This window comes from Micromonospora sp. WMMD975, from assembly GCF_029581215.1.
In the GTDB taxonomy this organism is placed as follows: Bacteria; Actinomycetota; Actinomycetes; order Mycobacteriales; family Micromonosporaceae; genus Micromonospora.
This window is the reverse complement of sequence record NZ_CP120739.1, coordinates 6,329,997-6,345,817: the sequence shown is the minus strand read 5'-3', so window position 1 is coordinate 6,345,817 and position 15,821 is coordinate 6,329,997. Positions and strand designations below refer to the sequence as shown.

Here is a 15,821-nt window from a genome sequence, read left to right as displayed (position 1 = left end):
GTGGCGGCGGTTCCGCCGCGCCCTCCCCCGCGGCAAGGCCAACACACCCCACCGACGGACACATCATCCGAACCGTAGCGGACGACGTCCAACCCGCGCAGCCCTGCCGTCTCATCGTCGAAAACCGACAGGCCAGCACCGACAAGGCGATCCGGCGTGGACCGTACGAGTTGGACGGTACGGTCAGGCCGGCTCCGTCCACGCGGTCTGGATCAGCTGCTGGCCGTCGCGGCGACGCACAAGCGTGCCCCGGCCCGGCGGCTGCGGGCTGGGCCGCAGATTGCCGAAGACCGCACCCTCCTCGCGGCTGCCGGACATCAGCAGACCCGGCGAGTCGAGCTCCCGCAGGCGTTGCAGCACCGGCTCGTAGAGCGCCCGGGCCACCCCGCCCACCCGGCGGGTGATGATCAGGTGCAGGCCGATGTCCCGCGCCTGCGGCAGCAGCTCGTGCAGCGCGCTGAGCGGATTGCTGCCGCCGGACGCGACCAGGTCGTAGTCGTCCACCAGGATGTAGAGCTCCGGCCCCTTCCACCAGCTCCGGTCACGCAGCTGCGCGGTGGTCACGTCCGGGCCGGGCAGCCGGTTCTGCAACGCGCTGCGGATCGAGCCGAGCCCCTGGCTGAACACCTGGTTGGACGGCGCGTAGTCGAGCAGGTGATCGCCCTCGACCGCGCCCAGCAGCCCGCGCCGGTAGTCGGCGATGACCAGCCGCGCCTGCGCCGGGGTGTACCGCTCGGCGATCCCCCGGGCGATCAGCCGCATCAGGTTGGTCTTGCCGCACTCGGCGTCGCCGAAGACGGTCAGGTGCGGCTCGCCCGCCAGGTCCAGGTAGACCGGCGCCAACGCCGCCTCGTTCACCCCGATCGGGATGCCCGGGGCGGCCCGGTCCACCACCGTGGCCAGCTCGCCGGCCGTGAGCCGGCGCGGCAGCAGCCGGACCTTCGGCGCCGGCGCACCCGGCCAGTTCGCCGCCACGTGCCCGGCCAGCGCGACCGACGCCTCGGTCAGGTCCTCGATGTCCCGCTTGCCGTCGATCCGCGACACCGCGGTCAGGAAGTGCAGCTTGTCGCGGGTCAGGCCCCGGCCCGGCGCGCCCACTGGCACGTTCTGCGCGGCCCGCCTGTCGATCTCCGACTCGGACGGGTCACCGAGCCGCAGCTCCAACTTGGTGCCGAGCAGGTCTCGCATGTTGATCCGGATCTCCGCCCAGCGCACCGCCGTGAGCACCACGTGCACGCCGAAACCCAGGCCCCGGTTGGCCAGGTTGGTGATGGTCTGCTCCAGCTCCTCGTACTCCTGGCGCAGCGTGTTCCACCCGTCCACCACCAGGAAGACGTCACCGAACGGGTCGTCGGCGAACTCCCCGGCCGCCCGCCGACGCCGATAGCTGGCCACCGAGTCGATGCCGTGCTGGGTGAACCGGTTCTCCCGCTCGTCGATCACCGCGACCACCTCGGCCACGGTCCGCCGGACCGCCTCGACGTCCCGCCGGCCGGCGACCCCGGAGGTGTGCGGCAACCCGTCCAGGCTGCGCAACGCGCCGCCGCCGAAGTCGAGACAGAAGAACTGCACCTCGCGCGGCGTGTGGGTGAGTGCCAGCGCGGCAAGCATCGACCGCAGCATCGTGCTCTTGCCGCTCAGCGACGCGCCCACGATCACCACGTTGCCGCCCGCCCCGGCGAGGTCGACCATCATCGGGTCCCGGCGCTGCTCGTACGGCCGGTCCACGACGCCCACCGGCACCGCCAGCCGGCCCCGGCCCGGCCAGTCGGCCGTGGTCAGGCCGAACGTCGGGTGCACGCTCAGTTTCGGCAACAGCTCGGCCAGCCCGGACGGCTCGGCCAGCGGCGGCAGCCACACCTGGTGCGCCGGTCGGCCCCGACCCTTGAGCTGGCCGATCAGCACGTCGAGCGTGGCCACCGCCTTGCCGTCGCCGCCCTGCTCCGGCTCCGGCGCGCTCTCCGCGGCCGGCGCCGCCGGCGCCGGCACGTAGTCGACGCCGTACGGGACGATCCGGCGCTGCACCTGCGCCCGGGTGGAACGCTGCACCTGCCCCGGCGCCCGGTAGGGGCCGGAGACGTAGGCGGCACGGAACCGCAGCATGGTGGCCGTGTCGGTCTTCAGGTAGCCGTGTCCCGGCGCGCTCGGCAGCTCGTACGCGTCCGGCACGCCGAGCACGATCCGGCTCTCCACCGCGGAGAAGGTCCGCAGGCCGATCCGGTAGGACAGGTGGGTGTCCAGGCCCCGCAGCTTCCCCTCCTCCAGGCGCTGCGAGGCGAGGAGCAGGTGCACGCCGAGCGACCGGCCGAGCCGACCGATCATCACGAACAGGTCGATGAAGTCCGGCTTGGCGGCCAGCAGCTCGGAGAACTCGTCGCAGATGATGAGCAGGCTCGGCATCGGCTCCAGCGGATCACCGGCCGCCCGCGCCTTCTCGTAGTCGTAACGGGAGACGTAGTTGCCGGCTGCCCGCAGCACCTCCTGCCGGCGGTTCATCTCACCGGCCAGCGCGTCCCGCATGCGGTCGACGAGCGGCAGCTCGTCCGACAGGTTGGTGATCACCGCGCTGGTGTGCGGCAGCGCGTCGAGCGAGGCGAAGGTCGCGCCGCCCTTGAAGTCGACCAGGACGAAGTTGAGCTCCTCCGAGGAGTGCGTCACGGCCAGCGCGCCGACCACCGTACGCAGCAGTTCGCTCTTGCCGGAGCCGGTCGCGCCGATGACCAGGCCGTGCGGTCCCATGCCCTCGTGCGCGGACTCCTTGAAGTCCAGCTCGACCACGTTGCCGTCCGGCCCCAGGCCGAGCGGGATGCGCAGCCGGTCCCGGTGGCTGCGCGGACGCCAGGTCTGCCGGGTGTCCACGGTGGCCGCGTCACCGACGCCGAGCAGGTCGGGCAGCTCCATGCTGCGGGCCAGCGGCTCGTCGGTGCTGGCGCCCTGCTGCTGGGAGAGCCGGAACGGCGCGACCTGCCGGGCCAACCCCTCCGCCGCGGTCAGGGTCAGCCGGTCCGGTCGGCCGAGCCGGGACGTGGTGGCGCCGCGCACCAGGTCGAGCCCGGTGCCGTCGCCGGTGTCCAGGCAGAGCAGCCAGCGCCCGGCGTCGCGCGGCACCGCGCCGGACAGGTCGAACACGGTCGTGCCGAGCAGACCCGGCCCGGTCAGCGCGCAGGTCGCCGAGACCTCGCCGCCGTCGAGCACGACCACCACGTGACCGGCGGTGGTGAGCGGCTTCGCCTCGGGCGTGAACCGCGGTCGACCGCCCAGCTCGTTGGCGAGCGCCGACTCCGCCTCGCGGAGGCTGGCGAAGACCATCCGGCGCGCGCCCGCCGCGTCCGTCCGCCCCGGGTGCTGGGCGTGCGGCAGCCACTTGACCCAGTCCCAGGCCGGCTGCCGGTCCGGCGCGGCCACCACGACCACCAGCAGGTCCTCCGGGGCGTGGAAGGTGACCAGCTGGCCCAGCGCGGCCCGGGTCAGGTCGAGCACCGGCTCCCGGTCGCCGCGCAGCGCGATCCGGCTGAACGCGCGCAGCGACAGCGCGGTGGGCAGATCGGGCACGCTGGTGTGGGCCCGGACGAAGCGGCGCAGCGCGATCGCGCTCATCGGCTCCAGGTCCTCCACCGGTTTGGTCTCCGGCGGCACGATCTCCACCGCCAGCCGCTGCGGGCCCAGCGCGATCCGCACCTCGCCGAAGTCGTCCTCGGTGACCCGCCGCTCCCACAGCCGGCGCGAGGCGGCGATCGACCAGAGCGCGTCCGGCTCCGGGTGCCGCCAGGTCATCGCGGCGCGCTGCTGCTCGGCCGCCCGCCGGGTGCGCTTGCGCATCTGCGCCAGGTAGCGCATGTAGTCGCGCCGCTGGGCGTTCAGCTCGGCCTTGTCGTTGCCGCCGTTGCCGAGCGTGCCGAGCGCCATGCCCAACATGGACACGCCGAACAGCCCGCCCGCCACGTACGTCATCATGCCGCCGCCCCGGCCGGCGTAGAGGAAGGCCATCGCGCCGACGCCGCAGAGCATCGGCAGGATCATCAGCACCTGGCCCATGCCCTTGGCCTGCGGCTCCGGCAACTCGGGTGGGGACTCCAGCAGCACCTCGCCGCGCGGCAGCGCCGGCCCCGGTTGACGCGGAAGTCGGCGGAACACCACCGTACTCACGGCTCTCCCCTCCCCAGAAGGTCTGCCACCGCCGGTGCGCGCGTCGGGTGGGCGACCTGTGCGCCCGCCATCGTAGGTAATCTCCCGGGGGCGTCGTGGACCCGTAGGCACGGCGTCGACGGCCGGGTGGATCGCAGGCGAGCACGAGGAGGCCACTGTGGCGACGAAGACGGCGACCGGTGGGCTGAGCCGGATCACCATCGTGGCGCCGCGTACCAGGATGGATCTGGCGTTGCCGTCCGACGTGCCACTGGCCGACCTGCTGCCCACGCTGCTGCGCTACGCCGGCGAGGATCTCGCCGACGAGGGCGTGCGGCACGGCGGCTGGAGCCTGTCCCGGCTCGGCGGGCAGCCGCTCGACGGCGGGCGCACCGCCGCGCAGCTCGGCGTCCGCGACGGCGAGGTGCTCTACTTCAACCCCCGCGCCGACACCGCCCCCGAGATCGTCTTCGACGACGTGGTGGACGCGGTCGCGACCTCCACCACGCAACGGGCCGGCGCCTGGCAGGTGGGCACCACCCGGGCGTACGCGGTGCTCCTCGCCTCCTCGGCGCTGGCCGGCGGCGCGGTCGCGGCGCTGTTCACCGGTCCGCCGCAGCTGCCCGGCGCGGTGGCCGCCCTGGTGGTCGCGGTCGCGCTGCTGGCCGGCGCCGCGGTGCTGTCCCGGGCGGCCGGCGACAGCCGCACCGGGGCGGTGCTGGCCCTGGTCGGGGTCGGCTACGCGGGGGTCGGCGGCCTGCTGGTGCTCGCCGGCGACCGCCCGCTCGGCGACCTGGCCAGCCCGCACCTGCTGCTCGCCGGCACCGCCGTGGTGCTCTTCGGCGCGGTCGCCGCGCTCGCGGTCGGGGACCGGTTGCCGCTCTTTCTCGGCGCTGTCGGCGTGGGCGCGGCGGTCGGCTGCGGCGCGGTGCTCAGCCTCGCCTTCGGCATCGACGCGGCGGCCGGGGCGGCGGTGGTGGCGACCGTGGCGTTCGGCGCGTTGCCGGCGCTGCCGATGCTCGCCTACCGGCTGGCCCGGCTGCCGGTGCCGTCGATCCCGACCGGCCCGGAGGACCTGAAGACCGACACCGAGTCGGTGGACGGACCGGCGGTGCTGCGCAACAGCGAACGCGCCGACGCCTACCTGACCGGTCTGCTGTGGACCGTCGCCCTGCTGGTGCTCGGCGGTGAGGTGGTGCTCGCCGCCGACGGTCGGCTCCCGGCGGTCCTGCTCTGCCTGGTGCTGGCCCTGCTGTCGCTGCTGCGGGCCCGCCCGTTCCTCGGCCGGGGCCAGCGCACCCCGGTGCTGCTCGCCGGCACCCTCGGCCTCGGGCTGGTCGCCGCGGCGGTCTTCGGCGCGGGTTCGCTGCCGGTCCGGCTCGGGCTGATCCTGGGCGGCCTGGTCGTGGTGGCGGTGATCAGCCTGGTCTACGGGCTCACCGTGGCCGGCAAGCGGATCTCCCCGGTCTGGGGCCGCACCCTGGACATCGTCGAGATTTTGCTGATCATCGCCCTGGTGCCGCTGGCCGTCTGGGTCTGCGGCATGTACGGCTGGATCGTCAACCTTCGACCGTGACGGTGCCCATCGCGGTGCCCACCGGCGCGGTGGCGTAGACGCCCGGGCCGTGCTGGCCGTCCAGCGGGCGGGCCGGCACGCCGGCCCGCCGGGCCATCTCCCGGACGACCTTCACCAGGGCGTCGGCGTGCCCGTCCATCGCCGCCACCCGCAGCAGCGGAGGCACCCGACGGCCGCCGGGGAGCACCACGGCCGCGACCGTGTGCGACGGGGCGGAGGTGGAGGTGACCGCGTCGACGAGCGCGCCCAGCGAGCCGTGGGGACGCACCCGCAGCGCCAGGCAGCGCTGGGTCCAGCCGCCGCCGCGCACGCTGGTCCAGGTCTCGACCGGGGACTCCGGCGCCAGGTCCAGCCCGGCCCCGGAGACCACCGCGCCGTGCAGCTCGTCCCGGCCGAGCACACGGTGGCCGAGGCCGGCGGCGTTGAGCGCCTTGCCCAGCCGGCCGACCCCGGCGGCCACCGTCCGGTGCACGCCGCGCAGGCCACCGCCGCGGGTCACCGTCTCGGTGCGGGCGTCGCCCACGGACAGGCGCAGCGCCACCCACACCGTGCGGTGCGCCGCGGGCGGCGCGCCGGGCGCCGGGTACCAGACGAGCGTGTGCGAGACCACCTGGGTCTGGGTGACCGGCCCGGCGAAGTCGGCGAGCACCGCGAGCGCCCGGTCCACGACGGTCGCGTCGATCGATCCGGCGGGCGCGCCGGGCCGGCCGGTCAGCGCCACCGCGGCGAACCAGCCGCGGTCGTCCTGGCCGATGCCGAGCCGGGTGCCGCGCTCGGTCAGCTCCACCACGGTCAGCTCCGGCGCGAGCGCGGCCAGCCTCGGGTCACCGCCGGGCAGTGCGCCCCGGGCCCGACCTCGGCGGCGACGCAGCCGGCGGCGGAGCATCAGGTCCTCGTACCACCAGCGCCCGCCACGCCTGGCGAACGCCGCCACCACGGCCAGCAACGCCAGCACCACGACGGCGGCGAGCAGCCAGGCCGGGCCGGCGGTGGCGAACCAGACGGCGAGCGCGGCGCACTCCGCCACCACGAGCTGGCCCACGACGACCGGACCGAGCCGCCCCCGCCGGCGCTTGTCCACCGGCGGGACCGGCTGGTCCGCCGCCGGGGCGGTGGCCGTACGACCGGGTGGCGCCTGGAGCTGCGTCATCGGTGAGCGTCCCTTCTGGACCTGCCGGGCGTCCGCCGGCGGGGTGTGTCGTCGGTGGCGGACGGGGTCCGGCGCACCCCCGACGGCCCCTTATCGTAGGGAAGCCCGCGGCGCTGTTCGGACCTGATCGTCGCGGACCCACCCCCGCCGGAGGTTAGTCATGCGGACCCGCCGCGATCAGGTGCAGGCGTACCGCTTCGTCACCCGCCGGATCGTCTCGGCGCTGCTCGCCGGCGACCCGGAGACCAACGACCTGCCGATGCGCCGGCTCGGCATGGCGGTGTTCGGCAGCGTCATCGCCGCGGCCGTGGTGCTCGGCGGCGTGGGCGCGTACGGGCAACTCACCAGCAACTCCGCGCCGATCGAGACGAACACCGTGGTGATCGAGCGGGAGACCGGCGCCACCTACTGGTTCGGCGACGACCAGGTGCTGCACCCGACGCTCAACTACGCCTCGGCCCGGCTCGTCGTCGATGACGCCTCGGCGGAGGTACGCACCATGTCGCAGGCCTCGATCAAGGACCGGCCTCGGGGCCGGATGGTGGGCATCGTGGGCGCGCCGGACGACCTGCCGGACCGCAAGTCGCTTGTCGGGTTGCCCTGGTCGGTCTGCGACGTGCCGGACCCGACCGACCCGCAGCGGTCGACCACCCGGCTGGTGGTCGACCGGCCGCTGCCCGGCGGCACGCCGCTCACCGACCGGGCGGTGCTGGTCCGCACGAGCGAGGCCCGCTATCTGCTGACCGGCGGTGCCCGGCTGCGCGTGGCCGGTGACGAGCAGGCGCTCGTCGCGCTGCGGATGGCCGGCGCGACGAACCTCACCGTCGGCCAGCAGTTGCTCAACGCGGTGCCGGTGGGACCGGTGCTGCGTAAGCCCACGATCGACTCCGACGGCGGCCCGAGCGGGCTGACCGTGGCCGACCGGCCGGCCCGGATCGGCCAGGTCTACCAGGCCGCCGGCCAGTTCTACGTGCTCACCCGGCAGGGCCTGGCCGCGGTCGGTGAGATCACCGCGCGGCTGCTGCTCGGCGGCGGCGGGGCGATCACCGACATCACGCCGGACGAGGCCGGCCGGCTCCTCACCGACCAACGGCTGGAGCCCGAGGGGTTGCCGGCCCGGATACCCACGCTGCACGACGTCCGGGCCGGGCGCAGCGTGCTCTGCGCCACCTACCGGTCCGGTGCGGCCGGTCAACCGCCGGCCACCACGCTCGAGGTGTTCGACTCGCCGCCGGCGGAGCTGACCGCGTCGACCGCGGTGCCGACGCGGCAGGGCGACCGGGACGCGGTGCGCACCGCCGAGAGCGTGCTGCTACCCGGCGGCAAGGGCGTGCTGGTGCAGGCCACGGCCGGGGAGAGCGGCCAGCCGGCGGCCGGCGCCACGGTCTATCTGATCACCGCGCAGGGTATCCGCTACCCGCTCGGCACCGACAGCGGCGACGCGAAGAGCGCGCTCGGCTACGGCGACGTGACCCCGGTGGCGGTGCCCGCCTCGTTGCTGGCGCTGGTGCCGACCGGGCCGACCCTGGCCCGTGCGGACGCCTTGGCGTACTTCGACGCGGCGGCGGCCCCGCAGGCGACGCCCTCGCCCGGGGGCGAGGCCGCCCAGGTCCGGGGCGGTTGAGCGACCGGCGGTACGTCCGAAGTGGAGTTGGCTGGTCACGGGTCGCCCGCGATGGCGCGGTTCGACTAGCCTGAGCGTGGCCGACGGGCCATCGACGACAACGGGGATTGAGCCATGACCGGGCGCACGACAGTGGACGTACTGTCCTTGGAGGACTTCCACCTGCGGCTTGAGCGGCGTCTGCACCAGGCGGAGTCGGTGTTGCGCAAGCTCAACACCGAGATGCAGTGCCGCCCGCCGGCCCTCGGCACGTTCACCGACGCGACGGACAACTCGCGGCGCTACGCGGAGACCCACCAGAGCTACGTCGACCACGTGGACCGCCTGCGCCGGGCGATCCTGGCCGCCCGCGAGGCGACGCACTCGATCATGACGAACTACAAGACCGCCGAGGCCCGTAACGCCGCCGCCGCGGCCGACATCGCCGCCGCTCTCTCCGGGCTGAACGAGGCGATGAAGCAGCCGAAGGAGGATCCCCGTGTCTGAATACACCCAGCGCTACCAGCATGTCAGCCACGAGGAGCTCTACCAGGGCGTCAACGCCGGCGACCCGAAGCAGATCGACGGGCTGAGCGCCCAATGGACCTCCCTCAAGGACACGCTCGACGACCTCGCCCGTGACCTGGGCGCCGACCTGGACGCGCTGGCGAAGACCTGGACCGGCGACGCCGCCCACGAGTTCCAGCGCCGGCTGACCATGGTCGGTGGCTACTCGGGCAACCTGGCCGAGGGCATGACGGGCATCCGGCAGGCCCTGGACATGATGGCCGGCGACCTGCGCACGGCCCAGACCACAGCGGAGAGCCCGGAGAAGACCGACGACAACGACAAGCTGCTCTCCGGCGCCGGCAAGGGCTTCCTGCTCGGCGGCGCCCCGGGCGCGCTGATCGGCGGCATCATCGGTCACCAGCAGGACGAGGCCGAGCAGGAGAAGGCGCACCAGCGGATGGTGCAGGTCGTGGCGAAGCTGGCCGAGGGCTACGACTTCTCCGCGTACGGCCGGATCGTCGTGCCGGAGCCGCCGCCCACCGATCTGCCCGGCCACCACGACCGCGACGATCCGACGCTGCACAACGGCCCGTCGGTGAAGACGCCGGCGTCGGGCCCGGGCCTGGGCAGCTTCGGTCCCGGGGCGAACGGCAGCGCGACCACGTCGGGCGTGCACCACACGGCCCCGACCAGCGGCACGCCGGGCGGCGGCGCACCGGGCGGCGGCGACCCGGGCAGCCACCCCGGCGCGGGCGCGCCGGGTTCGGTCCCGACCGGCGGCACGGTCGACCCGACCGGCACCTCGCTTGCCGGCGCCGGCCCGCTGACAAGCGTCACCGGCGGCCCGACGGTCGGCGGCAACCCGGCGACCGTGACGACCGGCGGGGGCGGCGGGCTCTTCGGCGGCCCCGGCGTGCTCAGCACCGGCTCGCTCGCCGGCACCGGCCCCACCGCGGCGTCCGCCGGCCGGCTCGGCGGCGCGCCCGGCGTGGACAGCGGGTCGGCGGCCGGGACCGGGCGGCTCACCTCCGGCCGCGGGCTGACGGTCGAGTCGGAGAGCAGGTCGACCGGCCGCACCAACGCCACCGGGCGGCCCGCGATGGCCGGCCGCAACGGGGTGCTTGGCGCGCGGGGCGGTCACGACGACGACGAGTCCGATGGCCGGCTGACCTGGCTCACCGAGGACGAGATGGTCTGGGGCGACGGCGGGGCCGCCCCGCCGCCGGTGCTCGGCGGCAACTGACCCCGGCCCGACACCACGACACGACACCCGGGACGACACCACGGCGCGGCGCCCCGAACCGGGCGTCGTGCCGTTCGTCGTCGCGCGGAGAAGCGACCGTCCACAGCGAGCCGTGGGGTGGCTCACGCAACCCACAAGATCGTCGAGCTGCGCGATCGGCTGTTGACCGATAGGTTGATGTGGTGCTGCCCGTAGCGTTCGCCTCGTCCACCTGGACGGCGATGCTGCGTCGGATCGCCCGCACGGCCGCGACCACGCTGGCGTTGATCGCCGGCCTGCAGGGCATCGCCGCCACACCCGCCGACGCCGACGCCACGACGGCACGTCCCGCCGCCATCGCGGTGACCGACGCCCGTCCGGCGTCGACCGTCGAGGCCGCACGCGGGGCCACGGTGGTTGCCGAAGCCGCGCCGTGGGCCGTCACCCACCCGGCCACCGGCCCGTCCGTCGCCGGCCCGACCGATGACGCGGTCGCCGCGCCGGTCGCCGTCGTCGACGTTCCGGCCGCCGCCGACCCGGGCCGGGCGACCATCGCCCGCCGCGGGCCGCCGCGCGCCTGACGGGCCACCTTTCCGGTACGCCCCGGCGCGGCCCCACCCGGCCGCCCGCCCGCCCCAGCATCCCGCCGCGCCCTGCCGCGCACGCCGCCCGACGCCGGGCCCCAGTCGTTGTTCGACATTCGTTCCACCATGAGGTGCCGTAGATGCAGACCGTCTTCTCCACCGTCCTGCCGGACGTTCCCGCCGCCGCCGTGATCTGGCTGGCCCTGCTCGCCCTGGCCGCGGTCGTGGTCGCCGCGCTCGTCGTCCGCCCGACCCGGTTCCGCTCGGTGCTCGGCGAACGGATCAGCGAGGCCGCCCGGCCGAGCAGCATCGACCTGGCCGAGCGGACCCGCGAGCAGGACCGGGAAAGCCGCCGGTACGCGGACGAGGTCGCCGTGGCCGCGTCCCGCGCGACGGTCACCGCCGAGCGCAGCCGCGCCGAGTGGCTGGCCGCGCAGGACGAGGCCGAGGCGGCGTGGCTGGCCTGCCAGGCGGCGGAGGAGGACGTCCGCCGGCTGGCCGCCGCCGCGGCGCTGCCGCTGCCCCGGACCGCCCGGACCCCGGCCGAGTACGCGGACCGGGAGCGTTGGCTGCACCGGGCGGCGCTCGACGCCCAGTGGCGCAAGGAGATCAGCGTGCGGCAGCTCAGCGACATCCTCGGCGGGCGCGGCTGGGATCCGAGCCGGCACCCGGTGGAGCAGGAACTGCTGCTGCGCCGGCTGGTGCGGGACAACCTCCAGGCCCGGCAGCACGCCGCGGCGGAGCGGGAGCAGGCCGCGTGGCGGGCCGCCGAGACGGCCGCGGCGGCGGCTCGGAGCCTGCGCGAGGAGGCGTTCGCGGCGCTGCACCCGGCCGTCGAGCCACAGGCGGCGCTCTCCATCGTGGGCTTCACCGGCCCGGAGAGCACCCGGGAACTGCCCACCGGGGAGATCACCCGCGAGTTGGCGCCGGTGGCCCGGGGGCGGGCCGCCGTGGCGGCGTACTGATCGTCGGGCGGTGCTGGCCGGGCTCGGTTAGCGTGGTGCCGTGTCCCGTGAAGCCTGGTTTCTCGTCGCGCTCGGCGCCGTGGTCGCGGCGGCGACGCTTGTCGGCGCGGTGCTGCTCGCGATCCGGGTGGTCCGCACCCGCCGCATGCTGGGTGCGCTCGGCGCCGGCGGCAAGGTCGCGTTCTACGGCGCGCTGATCTACACGATCTTGCCGGTGGACCTGCTGCCCGACCCGATCTATCTGGACGACATGGGTGTGCTTGCCGGCGCGTTGTTCTACCTGGGCCGGCTGGCCGCCAAGCACCGGGCGGCGCAGCGCGTCACCCGGGACGCCCCGGCACCGACCCTGCCCGCCGCCCCGCCGGGTGGCGTGCCGCGTCGGTGACCGGTCATCAGCTCGACAGCCACGCGGCGAGTGAGGAGACGGCATGTCCGGCGGTCACCGGTTGGACCCGCACGACGGGCGGGTCGCCCGGTTCTTCGCCGACCGGCACCTGGCGACGCTCACCACGTTGCGCGCGGACGGCACCCCGCACGTCGTACCGGTGGGGGTGACCTTCGACCCGGACGCCGGGCTGGCGCGGGTGATCACCTCGGGCGGTTCGGCGAAGGCCCGGCACGTGGCCGCCGCCGGGCCGGCGGGCACGCCGGTCGCCGTGTGCCAGGTCGACGGCCGCTGGTGGCTCACCGTGGAGGGTCGGGCGGTGGTACGCCGCGACCCGGAGGCGGTGGCCGAGGCCGAGCGGCGGTACGCCGAGCGTTACCGCATCCCGCGTTCGAATCCGGAACGGGTGGTCCTGGAGATCACCGTGAGTCGTCTGCTCGGCAGCCTGCCCGACTGAGAGAGGTTCCGCGACGGCCCTGGCACCCCGGTTCGGGGCGGCCCGGGACCCGTCGAGTGGTCAGCGCGCGGTGTCGCCCCGACCGGTGTGCTGCTGCGCCATGTCGACGCCCTTGTCGATCTGCTTGTCGTACTTGCCGCCGGTGCGCTGGTCCACCGCGTCGCCGGCCTTGTCGAGACCCTTGTCGACCTGCTCGTCATGCTTGTCGGCGAAGTCCTTCGCCTTGTCCATGAAGCTGCTCATCTCAGATTCTCCCTTCGGTACGTTGAAGGCCTTCCCTGAGGCCGGGGGCGCAAACACCGGGCGCATGCCGGGCGGGCGGTGACGCCCCGGGTGTCGGATTCACCCTCGTCGGGTATCAACGGCCACGATCGAGGAGGCGACGTGGACGACGACGCTGGTACGCCCGGACCGGCACGCCCCGAACCGGAGCGAACGGAGCCGGCCCAGCCGGCACCCGCGCCGGCCGGGCCCCGGCAGGCCTGGGCGGGGCTGCCGTGGCCGGTCCGGACGGCGGTCACGTGGAGCGCGTGCCTGTTGGTGGTGTCGGCCGGGCTGTGGCTGCTCGGCAAGGTCGCGGTGCTGCTGGCGCCGCTGGCCGTGGCGCTGGCCGGCACGCTCTTCCTCACCGCCCTGCTCGACCCGGTGCTGGTGCGGCTGCGCCGGCTCCGGGTGCCGGCCGCGCTCGCCGCGCTGCTCACCGTCCTGTTGCTGCTCGGCGTCCTGGTCGGCGCCGGTGTCCTGGTCTGGAACCTCACCGCGAGCCAGTTCGGTGAGCTGAGCCAGCAGCTCGACGAGGGCCTGCAACGGAGCCGCGAGTTCGTCACCTCCACCCTGCCGGTCAGTGACCAGCAGCTCGACCGGCTCATCGAGCAGATCCGTCAGGGCCTGAGCGGCAGCGCCCCCGACCCGGTGGCCGGTGCGCGCAAGGCCGCCGAGGTGGCCGGCGCGATCCTGCTCGGTCTGGTGCTGCTCTTCTTCCTGCTCAAGGACGGCCGGTCGATGTGGCACTGGGTGCTGCGGCGGCTGACCGGGCCACGGCGGGAGGTGACCGCCGCGGCGGGGCGGGCCGGCTGGCGGACGCTCGGCGCGTACAGCCGGGGCACGATGATCATCGCGGCGATCGACGCCATCGGCATCGGCCTGGCCCTGGTCGTGTTGCGCGTCCCGCTGGCCCTGCCGCTGGCCCTGATCACGTTCCTCGGCGGGTTCGTGCCGATCATCGGCGCCACCGTCGCCGGCGCGGTCGCGGTGCTCGTCGCGCTGGCCGCCAACGGGCCCACCACGGCCCTGCTCACGCTGGCCGCGGTGATCGCCGTGCAGCAGATCGAGGGCAATCTGCTGGAGCCGCTCGTGATGCGCCGGCAGGTCCAGCTGCACCCGGCGGTCATCCTGGTGGTGGTCACCGCCGGCACGCTCGTCGCCGGGGTCGCCGGCGCGTTCGTCTCGGTGCCGATCGCCGCGGTGCTCTGGCGGGTGCTGGACACCGTGCAGCGCTGCCGATCCGGCGAGGCCGCCCGCACCGCCGAGATCGCCCGCTGACTCCGCCCGCTGACTCCGCCTCCGCTGGGCGGCCGGCGCTCAGGCCGGATGAGGTTGGCGCAGGTGGGTGGCGAACCAGGTGCCGGCCTGGTCGGCCACCTGCTCCAACGTGCCGGGCTCCTCGAAGAGGTGGGTCGCGCCGGGCACGATGCGCAGTTCCGCCACCTTGCCCAGTTCGTCCCGCGCCTGCTCGTTGAGCACGATCACCTCCTCGTCCAACCCGCCGACGAGCAGCAGCGTCGGCGCCCGTACCGCGCTCAGTGAGCTGCCGGCCAGGTCGGGCCGTCCGCCCCGGGAGACCACCGCGCCCACCCGGTCCGGCCGGGCCGCGGCGGCGACCAGGGCGGCGGCTGCGCCGGTGCTCGCGCCGAAGAGCCCGATCGGCAGGCGGCCCAGCTCCGGGTCGGCGCCCATCCAGTCGACGATGCCGGCCAGCCGCTCGGCGAGCATCCCGATGTCGAAGCGCAGGTGGGCGGTCACCTCGTCCTGCGCCTCCTCGTCGATCGTCAGCAGGTCGACGAGCACCGTGCCCAGCCCGCGCGCGTTGAGTGCCTGTGCCACCGCCACGTTGCGCGGGCTGTGCCGCGAACTGCCGCTCCCGTGGGCGAACAACACGACCCCGCCGGCTCCCGAGGGGACGGACACGTCCCCGACGAGCCCGCCCACCGAAATCTCCCGCACACCCCTCACCCCCGCTCCACCTCCCCTTACCCCCCCTCCCCCGCGATCATGAAGTTAGCGGGTAAGAGAGCGCTCCCCCATGCCGCCAACTTCATGATCGCCGGGCCGGGCCGGGCCGGGGCGGGCCGGGCCGGGGCGGGCCGGGCCGGGCCGGGGCGGGCCGGGCCGGGGCGGGCGCGGGGGGAGGGTGGGGGTGGGTGGGTCTGCGCTTGTTGCGTTGACGTCGGCGGCAAGGTTTAGCGTCTGGCGTGGGACAGACGGGCGGAGGGCGCTGATGCGGATCGGGGAGTTGGCGGAGCGGGCCGGGACGAGCACCCGGACGCTGCGCTACTACGAGACCCACGGGCTGGTCCGGCCGCGCCGGTCCGCGAACGGCTACCGGATCTACGACGACGCGGAGCTGCGCGTCGTGCACGAGATCCGCTCCCTGCTGGCGATCGGCTTCGGGCTGGACGACATCCGCCCGTTCGTCGCCTGTCTCCGCGCCGGGCACGACTCCGGCGACGTCTGCCCCGACTCGGTGGCGGTGCTGCGGCGCAAGCTGGCCGAGGTGGACGACTACCTCGACCGGCTCGGCTCGGTCCGCCGCCGGTTGCACGACCAACTCGCCCGCGCGATCACCCATCGGGAGGAAACATGCCTCAGGACACGCAGGCCGGCCGACTGACCGCGGTCACCGACGCCACGTTCGCGGAAACCGTGCTGGCCGCCGACCGCCCGGTCGTGGTCGACTTCTGGGCCGAGTGGTGCCCGCCGTGCCGGGTGGTCTCGAAACACCTGGCCGAGCTGGCCGAGGAGTTCGGCGACGCGCTGCGATTCGTCGCGCTGAACACCGACGAGAATCCCACCACCGCCCGGGCCTACCAGGTGATGTCCGCGCCGACCATGCTCGTCTTCCGCGACGGCCAGGTCGTCGGCTCGACAGTCGGTTCGCGGCCCAAGAACCACCTGCGGCAGAGCTTCGCCCGCCACCCGGACGGTTGAGCCGGCGCCGGGCGGGAACGCGCGGGGTGACCACGGA

15 protein-coding genes are annotated in these 15,821 nt (G+C 74.8%); 11 read left to right on the top strand and 4 right to left on the bottom strand.

Annotated features, from left to right (window positions below; all coding sequences use genetic code 11):
* Window positions 1-183: 183 nt before the first annotated feature.
* A complete protein-coding gene (gene eccCa / locus O7613_RS28565) occupies window positions 184-4,146 on the bottom strand; it encodes a type VII secretion protein EccCa (protein WP_282290973.1) in 3,963 nt (1,320 codons plus the stop codon).
* Window positions 4,147-4,303: 157 nt separating this feature from the next.
* Between eccCa and eccD the strand changes: the two genes are divergently transcribed.
* Entirely contained in the window at window positions 4,304-5,701 is a 1,398-nt protein-coding gene (eccD, locus tag O7613_RS28560) for a type VII secretion integral membrane protein EccD (RefSeq protein WP_282290972.1), read from the top strand.
* Here eccD and O7613_RS28555 read toward each other — a convergent pair.
* Window positions 5,685-6,851 carry a type VII secretion protein EccE gene (locus tag O7613_RS28555; RefSeq protein ID WP_282290971.1) on the bottom strand — a complete coding sequence of 389 codons (1,167 nt, stop codon included), beginning with the start codon at window positions 6,849-6,851 and terminating at the stop codon, window positions 5,685-5,687. The two genes, eccD and O7613_RS28555, sit on opposite strands and share 17 nt — an antisense overlap.
* Before the next feature lie 160 nt (window positions 6,852-7,011).
* Between O7613_RS28555 and eccB the strand changes: the two genes are divergently transcribed.
* The 7 genes from eccB (at window position 7,012) to O7613_RS28520 (ending at window position 12,577) form a co-directional block, all read left to right on the top strand.
* On the top strand, window positions 7,012-8,475 hold the full coding sequence (gene eccB, locus O7613_RS28550; protein WP_282290970.1) for a type VII secretion protein EccB: 1,464 nt from the start codon (window positions 7,012-7,014) through the stop codon (window positions 8,473-8,475).
* A 114-nt stretch (window positions 8,476-8,589) separates the two neighbouring features.
* Window positions 8,590-8,961 carry a hypothetical protein gene (locus O7613_RS28545; protein WP_282290969.1) on the top strand — a complete coding sequence of 124 codons (372 nt, stop codon included), beginning with the start codon at window positions 8,590-8,592 and terminating at the stop codon, window positions 8,959-8,961.
* Entirely contained in the window at window positions 8,954-10,207 is a 1,254-nt protein-coding gene (locus O7613_RS28540; protein ID WP_282290968.1) for a WXG100 family type VII secretion target, read from the top strand. The genes O7613_RS28545 and O7613_RS28540 overlap by 8 nt, the downstream gene beginning before the upstream one ends.
* A 182-nt stretch (window positions 10,208-10,389) precedes the next feature.
* Entirely contained in the window at window positions 10,390-10,767 is a 378-nt protein-coding gene (locus tag O7613_RS28535) for a hypothetical protein (RefSeq protein WP_282290967.1), read from the top strand.
* A 143-nt stretch (window positions 10,768-10,910) separates the two neighbouring features.
* On the top strand, window positions 10,911-11,735 hold the full coding sequence (locus O7613_RS28530) for a hypothetical protein (RefSeq protein ID WP_281585253.1): 825 nt from the start codon (window positions 10,911-10,913) through the stop codon (window positions 11,733-11,735).
* 40 nt (window positions 11,736-11,775) lie between these two features.
* The gene (locus O7613_RS28525; protein ID WP_282286415.1) at window positions 11,776-12,120 is read left to right on the top strand and encodes a YkvA family protein; all 345 of its coding nucleotides are present in this window, start codon (window positions 11,776-11,778) and stop codon (window positions 12,118-12,120) included.
* Between the two features lie 43 nt (window positions 12,121-12,163).
* Window positions 12,164-12,577 carry a TIGR03618 family F420-dependent PPOX class oxidoreductase gene (locus O7613_RS28520; protein ID WP_282290966.1) on the top strand — a complete coding sequence of 138 codons (414 nt, stop codon included), beginning with the start codon at window positions 12,164-12,166 and terminating at the stop codon, window positions 12,575-12,577.
* A 60-nt stretch (window positions 12,578-12,637) separates the two neighbouring features.
* Here O7613_RS28520 and O7613_RS28515 read toward each other — a convergent pair whose 3' ends face one another.
* Window positions 12,638-12,820, bottom strand: a complete 183-nt coding sequence (locus O7613_RS28515; RefSeq protein ID WP_282290965.1) for an antitoxin — start codon at window positions 12,818-12,820, stop codon at window positions 12,638-12,640.
* Between the two features lie 141 nt (window positions 12,821-12,961).
* On the opposite strand from O7613_RS28515, the gene O7613_RS28510 reads away from it, so the two are divergent.
* A complete protein-coding gene (locus O7613_RS28510) occupies window positions 12,962-14,119 on the top strand; it encodes an AI-2E family transporter (RefSeq protein ID WP_282290963.1) in 1,158 nt (385 codons plus the stop codon).
* Window positions 14,120-14,158: 39 nt separating this feature from the next.
* Here the strand turns inward: O7613_RS28510 and O7613_RS28505 are convergent, their stop codons facing one another.
* Complete coding sequence (locus O7613_RS28505) at window positions 14,159-14,791, bottom strand: dienelactone hydrolase family protein (protein ID WP_281590530.1); 633 nt, start codon at window positions 14,789-14,791, stop codon at window positions 14,159-14,161.
* A gap of 283 nt (window positions 14,792-15,074) precedes the next feature.
* Between O7613_RS28505 and O7613_RS28500 the strand changes: the two genes are divergently transcribed.
* Both O7613_RS28500 and trxA read left to right on the top strand, forming a co-directional pair.
* Window positions 15,075-15,467, top strand: coding sequence for a MerR family transcriptional regulator (locus O7613_RS28500; RefSeq protein WP_281585258.1), 393 nt, complete (start codon window positions 15,075-15,077; stop codon window positions 15,465-15,467).
* Window positions 15,437-15,784 carry a thioredoxin gene (trxA, locus tag O7613_RS28495; RefSeq protein WP_282290961.1) on the top strand — a complete coding sequence of 116 codons (348 nt, stop codon included), beginning with the start codon at window positions 15,437-15,439 and terminating at the stop codon, window positions 15,782-15,784. Before O7613_RS28500 ends, trxA begins: the two co-directional genes overlap by 31 nt.
* Window positions 15,785-15,821: the final 37 nt, after the last annotated feature.

Coding starts and splice junctions, on each gene's coding strand:
- O7613_RS28555 (WP_282290971.1), bottom strand. CDS start 6,851: ATGACGCAGCTCCAGGCGCCACCCGGTCGTACGGCCACCGCCCCGGCG.
- eccB (WP_282290970.1), top strand. CDS start 7,012: ATGCGGACCCGCCGCGATCAGGTGCAGGCGTACCGCTTCGTCACCCGC.
- O7613_RS28545 (WP_282290969.1), top strand. CDS start 8,590: ATGACCGGGCGCACGACAGTGGACGTACTGTCCTTGGAGGACTTCCAC.
- O7613_RS28530 (WP_281585253.1), top strand. CDS start 10,911: ATGCAGACCGTCTTCTCCACCGTCCTGCCGGACGTTCCCGCCGCCGCC.
- O7613_RS28520 (WP_282290966.1), top strand. CDS start 12,164: ATGTCCGGCGGTCACCGGTTGGACCCGCACGACGGGCGGGTCGCCCGG.
- O7613_RS28515 (WP_282290965.1), bottom strand. CDS start 12,820: ATGAGCAGCTTCATGGACAAGGCGAAGGACTTCGCCGACAAGCATGAC.
- O7613_RS28500 (WP_281585258.1), top strand. CDS start 15,075: ATGCGGATCGGGGAGTTGGCGGAGCGGGCCGGGACGAGCACCCGGACG.
- trxA (WP_282290961.1), top strand. CDS start 15,437: ATGCCTCAGGACACGCAGGCCGGCCGACTGACCGCGGTCACCGACGCC.